This window comes from Rothia sp. 27098_8_27 (assembly GCF_041432805.1).
Taxonomy (GTDB): Bacteria; Actinomycetota; Actinomycetes; order Actinomycetales; family Micrococcaceae; genus Rothia; species Rothia mucilaginosa.
The window spans coordinates 193,416-206,244 of sequence record NZ_JAPWAJ010000003.1 but is presented as its reverse complement, the minus strand read 5'-3'; the positions used below and the strand labels follow the sequence as shown (position 1 = coordinate 206,244).

Here is a 12,829-nt window from a genome sequence, read left to right as displayed (position 1 = left end):
CTCTCATCGGGGGCTTCGCTATGCCCGTGAACCGGGTCTGTCTACGCTACGGGTAGCTTAGTGCTGATCGTCTGCTTCGCGGGGCTTCTGTGCGGGGTTGGTGACCAGCGGCTCGTCCTGGGTGACGGGCTCGGCGTCACCGTTCAGGTCTTGGACCTGGGCGTCTTCGGGGATTTCCATGGCGGGTGCGCCGGGAATTCGGTCGTAGTCGCCGGTGAGGGTCTCGCCGTTGGTTCCTGCCGCCTGCGCTGTTGCGGTAGTAGTTGCCTCTGTAGCTTCACCGGTATCGTCCGCAATCTTGGTGTTAGATGCTCCGGCGCTCAGGCCCTTAGAAATGATCTTGCGCGGTCGCAGATAGGTCACCCTGCCGTTCGCGTCCAGGTTTCCAGCCTTTTTCGCCAGGTTGAAACTGTTGATAATGCCGCGGCTGCAGAAGACCTTGTCGCATTTGATGCGATTACCTCCCGCGAGGGTGAATGCTCTCTCGACCTGCTGAGTGGTCATGGAGGTGCCGTTGACCAGCTGCTGCGCCAGGAGTGCGGAGACGTGCGGCGCCGCCATGGAGGTGCCGCTCTCGTAGACGTAGGTGAACTTGGTGTTATCCGGGCGGTCGAGGCTGTTCACGGACAGGGAGAGGATGTTCTCACCGGGTGCGGAGATATTGACCCTCGTGCCGTAGTTGGAGAACGACGCTCGCTTGCCTTCCTTGGTGGTTGCGCCAACCGTGATGACGCCCATGCAGTTGGCGGGCGCGTACTTGGATGCTTCCGTGTTGCCGTTACCCGCCGCGGCGACCACGAGTGCACCCTTGGAGCGTGCAATGTCGATGGCGCGCTGGTAGGCGGCGGGGCACCGGGTTACGGTGCCGATGGACATGTTGATGATCTTGGCGGGGTAGGTGTTGTCCGGCACGCCGTCAACGTGTCCGCCGGCTGCCCAGATAATCGCGTCGGCAATGTCGGAGGTGCGGCCACCACAGCGGCCCAGCACGCGCACGGGCTGCACGCGGGCGAGGTCGGCGACGCCGACGATGCCCATGCCGTTGTTACCGCGGGCACCGATAATGCCCGCCACGTGGGTGCCGTGCCAGGTGGAGGTGTGGGCGTTCGCCTGGTCCTTGCAGAGGTTGTAGGGTGCGTAGTCGCCTTCATCCAGGGGGTTGGGATCGCGGCCGTTGCCGTCGCGGGCGCTGAGCGGGTCGCTGACGAAGTCGTAGCCGTTCGCCATGCCGGTGACCAGGTCGGGGTGCGGCACGTAGCCGGTGTCGAGCACGGCGACCTTCACGTTTGCGCCGCGGCGCAGGCGAGCGTTACCGGTGTTCTGCACGCCGGTGGTGGGGTTGGTGAGGTTCCACTGCTTGCTGTACTGCGGGTCGTTGAACTGGAAGGTGATGTCGCCTTCTGCGGCGGGGTAGTTGATGTAGTCGGGCTCGACGGATGCTACGTCCGGGTCGGAGGCGACCTTCGACATGAACTCCTTTGCCTCGTTTTTGTTGAGGGTTTTGGAGGTCTGGATGACGGCGTCATCGGTGGAGGTGTTGTGCAGGAACTTGGTATCGACGTTCAGCGCTTCGCTGACGACCTCGACAGTGTCCATGATGTCGTCAACAATGCCGCGGACTGCGTCCCAGTCGCCGTCGCGCTGCATTTTGCGCTGCTTGGCTTCCTTGGTGTAGGTGACGATGAATCGGTCGAACACCTGCTGGGGGAGCGTACCGGGCGCCGCCGCGGTGGGGGTGTTGGGGCGTGCCGCGCCGTTGCGCGCGAGGGTGAGGGGGCTGACCGGGCCTTCGATCTGGGGTGCCGCCTGAGCTGCTGCCAGGATGGCTTCGTCGCTGGGTGCCTGCGCGAGGACGGCGGGCAGGTCACCTCCGAAGAGGATGGCGCCGGCGGCGAGCAAGCTCAGTGCCGCGCGTGCGGGGCGCTTGCGGCGGCGGTTATCGGTGCAGGGGCGAGGAGGTGTTTCGGTGCGCTGCGCGCCGATGTATGGAAGCCTCATCTGGTTCTCCTGATGTAGGTGGTATGCGGACTGTGTGATGTGTACTGGTGTTTCCGTCTGTAGGTGCACGAGGTGCGGATAGGGTTTTTACGGGGCGGCAAAAGGGGTCTGATTTTGGGCGCGCTGAAGTAATAAATGGGGTGAGGGAATAGTGTTTTGTGGACCCTTTTTTCGTACCGGAAGAACTCTTTTTTGGACGGTGTGCAACGTACGTTTCTAAGGTATCACTTCAAGGTGAGCTTGAGGGATTTTTGAGGTGCTTTTCACGGGTTAATGTGCAGAAAATCAACCTGTGGAGGCTGAATAGCGCCCAGTGATTGAGAGTTTATGTAGGTAAAGCTTGAGGGTTGGAGTATGCGAGGCAGGATATGAGGCACCTCTTGCTGACAGGGGAGAGAAATAAATGTTTTAACACTGTGGTGTAAGCACTAGAATGCATTAAAAATGCAGTTGATAGCAAAAAATAAAAATAGCCTGAAATACGCGTGAAAATAAATAAAAAGCTGGCATCAAACACACGGGACAACGCGCACCGCCGGTAGACACACACAGACCGGGGCGGCCACCGTATAGGTGACCGCCCCGGCATCAGCAATTATCAGCACCAGCAAGCTGGCGCTCGCTACCTACTGGAGAAAGCGTCTTTAGGAAGCGTAGGAGCCCAGCAGGCGAACCGCGCCGCCGTCCACGCCCTTAGCGCCCTGTACGTAATCGGGGTTGTTAGCCTCGGGCTCACCGGCGGCAACAACGTCACCCATAATCCAGGAGGGGATACCGCGGTCGTTCAGGCGCTTGGTGGCAGCCTCAGCCACGGAGGGGTCAACGATAGCGATCATGCCTACGCCCAGGTTCAGGGTGCGCTCCAGGTCGGCAAGGGGCACGTTGCCCAGCGAACCGATCAGGGAGAAGATGGCGGGAATCTGCCAGGTGGAGCGGTCCACGCGACCCTCCAGGCCCTGGGGCAGAACGCGAGCCAGGTTAGCAGCCAGGCCGCCGCCGGTCACGTGGGAGAAGCCGCGTACACCGCTGCCGGTGGTGCCGTCTTCGCCGTTGACGGGGAATGCTGCCGCCAGGTCCAGGCAGTCTGCCGCGTACACGCGGGTGGGTTCGAGCAGTTCTTCACCGATGGTGCGGCCCAGCTCGTCCACCTGGCGCTCCAGGCCCCAGCCGGCAACGTTCAGGACCTTGCGGACCAGGGAGTAGCCGTTGGAGTGAATACCGGAGGATGCCATAGCAATCAGCACGTCGCCCTCACGCACGCGCTCGGGGCCGAGCAGCTCGTCTGCCTCAACCAGACCGGTTGCTGCGCCCGCAACGTCGTACTCGTCTTCTGCGAGCAGGCCGGGGTGCTCAGCGGTTTCGCCGCCAACCAGGGCGGTACCAGCCTGTGCACACGCGCCAGCGATACCGCGCACAATGTCAGCGATACGTTCGGGCACAACCTTGCCGGTGGCAATGTAGTCGGTCATGAACAGCGGCTTCGCACCGCACACGACGATGTCGTCCACGACCATGCCGACCAGGTCGTAACCGATGGTGTCGTGAATATCGAGTGCCTGCGCGATAGCGACCTTGGTGCCCACACCGTCGGTGGAGGTAGCCAGGTAGGGCTTACGGTACTTGACGAGCTCGGAGACGTCGTACAGGCCCGCGAAGCCGCCCACGCCACCAACGACGGAGGAGTTGTGGGTCGCCTTGATAGCGCCCTTCATCAGTTCAACGGCGCGATCGCCAGCCTCTACGTCAACACCTGCGCTTGCGTAGGTTACGGTGGTGGTGTTCTCGCTCATTAGGATTCCTTCGGGGTAGTGGTAGCGGAGGAGTTTGCGGGGGTGCGGTCCTGCTCGGTGAGCAGTGCCTCGAGGTCGGCGTCGGGGCCGGGGTTGCACATGCCCATGCCGGGGTCGTCAGCAGCGATTTCTACGTCGGAGGCGTTGAACTTCGTTTCGAGAGTTTCGGTGCCTTCGCGGGTTTCAATGGAGACAGCCTCGGCGTGCTCGGGCTTAGAGGGAACGGGACGTTCCACGGTCACCTCTGCCGCCTTACCGGCGAGGGGGCCGCCCTTGCCCTTTTCTTCGGCGTCAAAGAGGGACTTGCCGCGTCGTTCCTCGCTGGGCAGTTCAATCGGGTATTCGCCGGTGAAGCATGCGGTGCACATGTTTTCGGTGGGCTGTTCGGTGGCTGCCATCATGCCGTCCTGGGAGATGAAGCCGAGCGAGTCGGCACCCAGGGAGGAGGCGATTTCGTCCACGGACAGGCCGTTCGCAATCAGCTCTGCGCGGGAGGCGAAGTCAATACCGTAGAAGCAGGGCCACTTTACGGGCGGGGAGGAGATGCGCACGTGCACTTCCTTCGCGCCGGCTTCGCGGAGCATACGCACGAGCGCGCGCTGGGTGTTACCGCGAACGATGGAGTCGTCAATAACGACGAGGCGCTTGCCAGCAACCACGGACTTGAGCGGGTTCAGCTTCAGACGGATACCGAGCTGGCGGATGGTCTGCGAGGGCTGAATGAAGGTTCGACCCACGTAAGCGTTCTTGACCAGACCGTTACCGTAGGGAATGCCGGACTCTTCGGCGTAACCAATCGCGGCGGGAACACCGGATTCGGGGGTGGGCATGACCAGGTCAGCTTCAACGGCGTGCTCGCGGGCGAGCTGACGGCCCATTTCTACACGGGATTCGTAGACGCTACGACCGGAGATGGTGGTGTCCGGGCGAGCGAGGTAAACGTACTCGAAGACACAACCGGCGGGCTTAGCCTCAGCGAAGCGCTGGGAACGCAGGCCGTTCTCGTCAATGGTGAGGAATTCGCCGGGCTCAACTTCACGCACGAAGGACGCGCCGACGATATCGAGTGCCGCGGTTTCGGATGCGACAACCCAGCCGCGCTCCAGGCGACCGAGCACGAGGGGGCGAACGCCCTGCGGGTCGCGTGCGGCGTAGAGGGTGTTCTCATCCATGAAGGTGAGGCAGAAAGCACCGCGCAGGGTGGGCAGCAGGTCAAGTGCTGCTTCTTCGAGGGAATCGAAGTCGTGCTCCGCCAGCAGGGCGGTGACGAGCGCGGTGTCGGTGGTGTTGCCCTGGGCGAGCTCGCCGTGCTTGGGAGGCTTGCCGCCATTCTTGGCAATCACTCGGTCGTAAAGGTCAGCCGAGTTGGTGAGGTTACCGTTGTGCGCCAGGCAGAGCGTGCCGTGCGGGGTGGTACCGAGGGTGGGCTGTGCGTTAGCCCAGTGGGATGCGCCGGTGGTGGAGTATCGGGCGTGGCCGATAGCGTGGTCGCCGGGCATGGAGCTGAGGGTGGCTTCGTCAAAGACCTGGGAGACGAGTCCCATATCTTTGTACACGTGGATACGTTTGCCGTTGCTGGTTGCGATACCTGCTGATTCCTGGCCGCGGTGCTGGAGTGCGTACAGGCCGTAGTAGGTTAGCTTTGCCACGTCCTCGCCGGGTGCCCAGACGCCGAAGACGCCGCAGGCGTCCTTGGGGCCGTGGTCAATCGGATCGAGGTCGTGAGTGAGTTTTCCGTCGGGGCGAATCAATTCACTGTCTTTTCGACGTTGGGACTGCGGATGCGTCTGCGCAGGCGCAAGATTAGGGCGTGTTGCCGCACTCACACCTGCCTGCGTGTGCCGTAGCATACACCAGACCTTTAAAAGTGTACCGGGTTTCGGGGTCGATGCGGTGAAGGATACGCTAAATACCTCAGGATGGACCACTAGAACAGGCAACAAACACGCCAAATTACGAAAACTGCGTGGGCCTGCGGGCTCATAGCAAGTTCTAGAAGAGCGGCAACAAGCCCGAAAGGTCACTGCGCTCCCCTGAAGCGTCAAGCACCCCAGCGGCAACCGCCTGCTCCCACGAACACGCACCCAGCACCAGCGCCGCCCACACGAGCGGGCGCGCCTCCACCACGGACGGCGGGGTGCCGCGCGTATGGCGAGGACCCGCCACGCACTGGGTCACGCCCAGCGGGGGCACACGTACCTCCACACTATTGCCGGGGGCGAGGGTCGCCAGCTCTTCAAGGGTGAAGCGAACGAAGGTCGCGCGCACCGAACGGGGGAGCGCGGCAAACGCCTGCGCCACCTCGGGGCTGTTCAGCAGGTACCCGCCTCGGGCATGCAAATCCGCAGGCTCACCGGCTGCCGCACGCCGTTCCTCAAAGAAAGCACGCACTTCGCGTACCGCCGCCATGCCGTCTGCTTCGGAAGTTTTACGTCGAATCGCCACGACTAGTCCTCTTCCGGGGCGCCGGGAGCCAGATCCTCGCGGGTGAAAAGCTCCTCATGCACGCGCAGCTCGCCCACCTCAACCGGCTTGCCGTCCACGTAGCCGCCGGTCACCGGGTGAACCACCAGCGCGAGTAGGCGCTCGCATTCCTCGGCGCTCAGGTAGCCGCCAGCGGCGAGAGCGCGCAGAGCCACGGCGTACATGGCGCGGTGCGAACCGTCGCTCATCTTCACCACCACGGACGCACCCGAACGCAGACCAATGCAGAGCACGCCCTCCGCGCCGCCCTTGACGATCGCGTCCAGTTCTTCGCTGAGCACGGTGTCGGGGGATCCGGGTGCCTGAATCAGCTCGGGGTAGTCCACCATGGCGGTCGCGACCGTGGAGGCGCGCGCATCCGCCCCGAGGTTGCGGATTGCCGCGCCCAGGGTCGAGTAGGCGCGTGCGGCACCGGCCAGGGAGACGGCGTGCACGGGCGCACCGCAGCCATCAACGCCGATAGCGGCTACGGGCTCGCCGGTGAACGCCTCAATTTCTTCGGTGATGACCTGCTGCAGCGGGTGGGCGGGGTCGAGGTAGTTGTGCAGAGTCCAGTCCTGCGAGCCCTCTTCGAGGTCGCCGCGCTCAAGCTTGGCGGTGCACGCCCACAGGAATGCGGCGTGCTTGCCGGAGCAGGGGTGCGCCAGGGCAGTAGCGGCAAGGTTCGCCTGAACCATTGCCTGGCGTGCCTGCTTGTCGGAGGGGAGCGTGGGCTTGAGCGCCAGGTTTGCCGGGGTGAGCGGGTTGGCTTCGGTGCTGCCCTGGGTGAGTACGTCCTGCACGGCGCGCATCTGCTCGAAGGTGCCTCGATGCGAGCCGCAGGCGATGGCGACCTGGGAGCCGCGCAGGGGTGCGCCCGCCTTCATGGATCCGATGGCCTGCAGCGGCTTGGCGGCGGAGCGCAGGTAGAAGGGCTCGTGAATGTCGCCGAGGGCAAGCTGTACTTCGCCGTCGGGGCCCAGCAGGATGAGGCGGCCGCGGTGGCGTGCCTCAATGAAGTTGTTGCGGGTGAGCTGCGCGAGTTCTACGTCGAAGGTGCTGCTGTGGTCGGTGGTGTGAGTGGTTGCCTGTGGGGTGGTGCTGTTGGTCATTCTTCTAGTTTAAACGGGGCGTGCGGCTTGACCCTATTTGTCTCTGGTGGCGCGGAGCTAGGATGGGCTGGCACCGTCGAGGGAGAGCCCTGTGAAGAGATTCACGTTTACTGCGAGTTGAAGCTATGAGTAATTCATTTTTATAATTGAAGTGTGCTCAAGCGCAACGGGTAAGACTAAGGTAAGTGAGCGAGGCGCAGCCCGCACGAACCGAAAAACCCAGCACCGCATAGGACCGACCACGATTGACGCCCGACGAACCATTCTGGCGCCTCGACGTACCGCCTCATGAACATGGCGATGACCAAGGCAGCGGCAGATGAGCAAAACCCCACCCCGTCAATCGATGAGCTATGAGTGTATCCACGGTTCATCATCTCTGACATGCCCCAATATGCAGTCTGAGAACGGGCGTAATGTATCCAGTACGCAATTGATGCAGTCCCGGGGCCTCTATATCTAGGCGAAACTAGTTAGACGTGACCCGGTACGAGTATGCATCGCTTAATGCCCCTTACCCCTCAACTCACTCTTGATTGGTGAGCGGCAAACCATGTAAAGGAGTACATCCATGGCAGAGCAGAACAACACCTCCGCAAACACCTCCGCACAGAACGTCTCCCCCAAGGGTGGCGTGGGCGTGGATTCTGAATTCCACGCAAAGTTCTTCCCCATCCTGGCTCGCGTTGCTTCTGTGACCGCAGTGCTCATGTATGTCTTCTACTTCCCGCAGATTATCGGTAACCTGAACGGTCACAAGGGTGACTGGATCCAGCCGCTGGTCGCTGCGGTGAACTGCACCCTGTGGGTTCTGTACGGTCTGTGGCGCCCCAAGAAGGATGTTCCGATTATCATCGCGAACCTCCCGGGTATTGTCTTCGGTGGTGTGGCTGCCATTACCGCCCTCATCTAGTGCTTTTAGCTTGATTCGGTAGCTTCGGTTACCGCGCTGTGCGGCTCTTCTCTAGCGTGCATTCTTACGAATGTGCCGCTACATGAGAAGAGCCGCATTTTTAGTGAGCCCAGCTCACGTTTTTAGAGTGATACCGGGTACCCTGAATAGCATGAAGGTTTTGGTACTGGGCCCCGGCGGCCGCGAACACGCAATTATTCGAGCGCTTCTGCGCGACCCTGAGGTAACCGAGGTGCACAGCGCCCCCGGCAACGCCGGCATTGCCCAGGATGTTCCCGTCCATGCAATTGATGCGAATGACCCCGCCCAGGCAACCGCCCTGGCACGCGAACTGAACGCCGACCTGGTCGTTATTGGCCCGGAGGCGCCGCTGGTCGCCGGTGTTTCTGACGCACTGCGTGAGGCGGGCTTTGACGTTTTCGGCCCCTCCGCAGCTGCCGCGCAGCTGGAAGGTTCTAAGGCCTTCGCTAAGCAGGTCATGGAAGAGGCTTCCGTGCCGACCGCCCGCGCCTACGTGGCAACGAACGCCGCTGAGGCACAGGCTGCACTGGACGAGTTCGGTGCACCCTACGTGGTGAAGGACGACGGCCTGGCTGCGGGTAAGGGCGTTGTGGTGACCGAGGACCGCACCGCGGCACTGGAGCACGCTCAGGCTTGCTTCAACGCTGGCGGCACCGTGGTCATCGAAGAGTTCCTGAACGGCCCCGAGGTGTCCCTCTTCGTCATCTCTGACGGTAAGAACGTTCTGCCGCTGTCCCCGGCTCAGGACTTCAAGCGCATTTTTGATAACGACGAGGGCCCGAACACCGGCGGTATGGGCGCCTACACCCCGCTTCCCTGGCTGCCCGAGGGCTTCGTGCAGGAGGTCGTGGAGAAGGTTGCCCGCCCGACCGTGGCCCGTATGGCTGAACGCGGCACCCCGTTCGTGGGCGTGCTCTTCTGCGGTCTGGCTGTGACCAGCCGCGGCGTGCGCGTTATCGAGTTCAACGCCCGCTTTGGCGACCCGGAAACCCAGGCGGTTCTGGCGCGTCTGCGCACCCCGCTGGGTCAGCTGCTGCGCGCGGCTGCTCGCGGTGAAATTTCTGAGGGTACCGAGCTGGATTGGGATCCCCGCACCGCAGTTGACGTGGTTATGGCTGCTGAGAACTACCCGGGCACTCCCCGCAAGGGTGACGTCATCTCCGGTCTGGACGAGGCAAACGCCCTGGAGGGCGTGCACGTGATTCACGCGGGCACTGTCGCATCCGAGGAGGGTGTGCTGACTGCTGGCGGTCGTGTGCTGGCTGTTGTTGCTCTCGGCGATGACCTGGCTGCCGCCCGTAACGCCGCCTACGAGGGCGTTCGCGCTATCTCCTGGGCTGGCGCGCAGTACCGCACCGATATCGCGCTGAAGGCTGTGGAGAACCGCATCCACATTCCCGCCCCGCGCGGCTAAAACCTAAGGTGACCGGCTTCCCCGCTTGAGGGTGGGGGAGCCGGTCGCTTCTTTGCCACTCGCTTCTTGCAGCCTCAGCTTTTCCCGGGTTCATTTCCTCGGCTCGGGGTGCTGTCGGCGGCGACCGGGGTAGGTTGGGCTCTCAAGATTGTGCCGTATTGATGACTGATGGCACTATCGGGAGCCGCGCCTGTCGCGGTATTGTAATTACACAGACTTTTTGCATCCACATCACACCACCTCATCAGGAGAAATTCTCATGACTTCTCGTTCTAACCCCGTGGAAATCCCGGGCTGGACTCACATTTATTCCGGAAAGGTCCGCGACCTGTACGTTCCGAATGAGGAACGTTTTGATGCTACCGGCTTGACCGTCAATGATGACGCTGAGTTGCGTGCCGGTTCGGTTATGGTTGTTGCCTCGGACCGTATTAGCGCGTTTGACCGTATTCTACCCACCGAGATCCCGGATAAGGGCAAGATTCTGACTCAGATGTCCCTGTGGTGGTTTGAGCAGCTTAAGCAGGTTCCGAACCACGTGTTGTCCACTGACGTTCCGGATGTTGTGGCTGGTCGAGCAATGATTTGCCGCTCCCTGAACATGTTCCCGGTGGAGTGCATTGTGCGCGGTTACCTGACCGGTTCGGGTTTGGCTGTGTACAACGAGACCGGTGAGATTGCTGGTGTGAAGCTGCCTGCGGGTCTGGTGGACGGTTCCCGCCTGGAGACCCCGATTTTCACTCCGACCGGTAAGGCTGAGGTGGGTGAGCATGATGAGCTGGTGACCCGTGAGGAGCTGTACGCTGAGGTTGGTCAGCCGGTGGGTGAGCGCCTGGAGGAGCTGAGCCTGAGCCTTTACAGCACTGCGGAGAAGATTGCTCGCGAGCAGGGCATTATTCTGGCGGATACCAAGATGGAGTTCGGTACTGATTCGTACCGCGGCGAGATCACCCTGGGCGATGAGGTTCTAACCCCGGACTCTTCGCGTTTCTGGGACGCGCAGCAGTACGAGCCGGGTCACGCTCAGCCAAGCTTCGATAAGCAGTATGTGCGTGACTGGCTGCGTTCCCCGGAGGCGGGTTGGGACGGTTCGGATAACGTGCCGCACCTGCCTGAGGAGGTTGTGGAGAAGACTCGTGCCCGTTACGTTGAGGCGTATGAGCGTCTGACCGGCACGAAGTTCTAAACTCTATATTTCGGGCTGAATAAGTCTTAGAGATAGCTAAAGGGCGGTGCCCCGGAAGGTCATTCTTTCGGGGCACCGCCCTTTAGCTATGTGGGGTTATGGGGTCGAGGGGTGAAGCCTAGCTGTTGCGCTTGTCTTTGTTGTGTGTATTCACCGGGAGTGTCTTTAGAAGACTAAATCTTCCTGGATTTATCTTAATATGGTACGAACATGCATATATATGTGTGATTTAAATCACTGCCAGGTGATGCAGATTTTCATTGCATCTAAATATAGAGCCTTGCTATGATTCTTCTACCGTCTAACAAGTTGCGTTTTTTATATAAAACGCAATAAATCACATATGTAAGTTGCATGATCCCCTTTATGCGGTGAATCGATGTAAATAGTTATATGTCGACAAGATGGTATATCCACTCATGGGGGTCAGTAATTCAGACTCCTACCTAAGCAATAAGGAGATTCGCTATGTCGCGTTCTACTTTTGTCCGTGCGTTGTCCGCTATCGGCGTTGCCGCCGCCTTGTCGGTTGGGGCAGCTATGCCCGCTGCTCACGCTGATTTTCACGCATACGACCATGTTGGTCTCAAGGGTGAACTGGTTCGTTCTGGTTTCAGCAACTTCATCGATGTCCCCGACAATATGCTTTCGTCAGCAGCCAACTGGACCGGCGGCCATCTCAGGGGTATTAACACTAACTGGTGGGGAAACAATGTTACCTTCCACATTAACCCAGGACAGGTGTTTTACTATGTTGGTGATACCGCCAACGACACTACTGATTATGTAGTTTCCCGGTAACTACGACACTACATCTGTCAGAGGGTAGGAGCCTACTCTTAGGGTTTAGGCTCCTACCTTCCCTGCTCCTTACTGTTGAGAAAGGTGAACTCCATGGCAAAGAAGCCCTTCACACCCCTCGCCCTTATCGGTATTGCCTGTTGCCTGGGCGTATCGAGTTGCTCCACCACCGTTGAAGTTAAGCAAGACATTCGCAATGTCCTGGCAAGCTACGAGAATCCCTCCCCGGACATTAACGTGGCCCTCGTTAACGAAGTCAAAAAGTGCATGAGTGAGAAGTCCTTCACCTACTCCGGTAGCCAGAACATTATTGACGGCAGCTCCGTTCATGAACTTGCGATGAGTGACGCCCACTTCGCCAACGAAGAAGCGGCCACCCAAGGGTACTTATCCACCCGGCAGGGCAACGCTAGCTCCAGCAATGCACCCGCGATGGAAAACCCGGCATATCGGAAAGCATTTCAAGGCGACCCCCAAGCCGCAGACAGCAAAACCGTTACCATCACGATGAGTAACGGTTCCCAGACCGGCATGGCAACAGATTCATGCCTGGGACGTGCGGCAGAGGCTGTCTTTGGCTCAGCAGAAAACTACCTCAAATACATCAACTTCATTAACGAGCTCATCGTGGGTGGATCCAAAAATAACGCAGTAGAAGAAATGGGGAAATACTACCGTAATGACACCACCTACGGTGCATGCATGAAAGAAAGCGGATACACCGATATCCAGCACTTCGGAGATGCTCCCAGCTACGCAGAGAAAACCTGGGGTAAGTATAAGGCAGCCAATGCCGCCGCCAATGCGGAAGAGCAATCCCTAGCTCATGCTGACTACAACTGCCAAAAGTCTACTGGAATCCTGACTAAGGCACAGAATATCTACTACGAAAAGGCTGCGACCTGGCTCAATGAGCATGAGCCGCTCATCCTTGAAGTACGCGATATTGAACGTCAGGCACAGGAGCGTGCCGCAGCTCTAGTCAACGGCAACTAGCCAACGGCAACCAGTAAACGCTGATTCCTCGTTGGACATTTTCTAGCGAAAATTTTCTACCGGTCCTCTGCTCTCAACCGCGTTCACCCGCGGATGAGAGCAGAGGATACACCCCTTTATTCAACCCCCGCCACG

10 protein-coding genes are annotated in these 12,829 nt (G+C 60.2%); 5 read left to right on the top strand and 5 right to left on the bottom strand.

Going from position 1 to position 12,829, the window contains the following annotated elements:
- Positions 1–57: 57 nt before the first annotated feature.
- The 5 genes from O3675_RS05605 to O3675_RS05585 all read right to left on the bottom strand — a co-directional run bounded on the left by O3675_RS05605 (position 58) and on the right by O3675_RS05585 (position 7,363).
- Positions 58–1,998 (bottom strand): S8 family peptidase, encoded by a 1,941-nt coding sequence (locus O3675_RS05605; protein ID WP_371571461.1) that lies wholly within the window; start codon positions 1,996–1,998, stop codon positions 58–60.
- Between the two features lie 644 nt (positions 1,999–2,642).
- Positions 2,643–3,788, bottom strand: coding sequence for a phosphoribosylformylglycinamidine cyclo-ligase (gene purM / locus O3675_RS05600; RefSeq protein ID WP_005504604.1), 1,146 nt, complete (start codon positions 3,786–3,788; stop codon positions 2,643–2,645).
- A complete protein-coding gene (purF, locus tag O3675_RS05595; protein ID WP_049340957.1) occupies positions 3,788–5,539 on the bottom strand; it encodes an amidophosphoribosyltransferase in 1,752 nt (583 codons plus the stop codon). Before purF ends, purM begins: the two co-directional genes overlap by 1 nt.
- A 241-nt stretch (positions 5,540–5,780) precedes the next feature.
- Positions 5,781–6,233 (bottom strand): sterol carrier family protein, encoded by a 453-nt coding sequence (locus O3675_RS05590; protein WP_371571460.1) that lies wholly within the window; start codon positions 6,231–6,233, stop codon positions 5,781–5,783.
- Positions 6,234–6,235: 2 nt separating this feature from the next.
- The gene (locus O3675_RS05585) at positions 6,236–7,363 is read right to left on the bottom strand and encodes an asparaginase (RefSeq protein ID WP_371571458.1); all 1,128 of its coding nucleotides are present in this window, start codon (positions 7,361–7,363) and stop codon (positions 6,236–6,238) included.
- A gap of 571 nt (positions 7,364–7,934) precedes the next feature.
- Here O3675_RS05585 and O3675_RS05580 point away from each other — a divergent pair.
- From O3675_RS05580 to O3675_RS05560, 5 genes are all read left to right on the top strand, one after another.
- Positions 7,935–8,276 carry a hypothetical protein gene (locus O3675_RS05580; protein WP_171840176.1) on the top strand — a complete coding sequence of 114 codons (342 nt, stop codon included), beginning with the start codon at positions 7,935–7,937 and terminating at the stop codon, positions 8,274–8,276.
- 151 nt (positions 8,277–8,427) lie between these two features.
- A complete protein-coding gene (purD, locus tag O3675_RS05575; RefSeq protein ID WP_371571456.1) occupies positions 8,428–9,711 on the top strand; it encodes a phosphoribosylamine--glycine ligase in 1,284 nt (427 codons plus the stop codon).
- Positions 9,712–9,970: 259 nt separating this feature from the next.
- Entirely contained in the window at positions 9,971–10,897 is a 927-nt protein-coding gene (locus tag O3675_RS05570; RefSeq protein WP_314067051.1) for a phosphoribosylaminoimidazolesuccinocarboxamide synthase, read from the top strand.
- A gap of 468 nt (positions 10,898–11,365) precedes the next feature.
- Positions 11,366–11,698 (top strand): hypothetical protein, encoded by a 333-nt coding sequence (locus O3675_RS05565; protein WP_060824319.1) that lies wholly within the window; start codon positions 11,366–11,368, stop codon positions 11,696–11,698.
- Positions 11,699–11,791: 93 nt separating this feature from the next.
- Entirely contained in the window at positions 11,792–12,694 is a 903-nt protein-coding gene (locus O3675_RS05560; RefSeq protein ID WP_005504617.1) for a hypothetical protein, read from the top strand.
- Positions 12,695–12,829 lie beyond the last annotated feature (135 nt).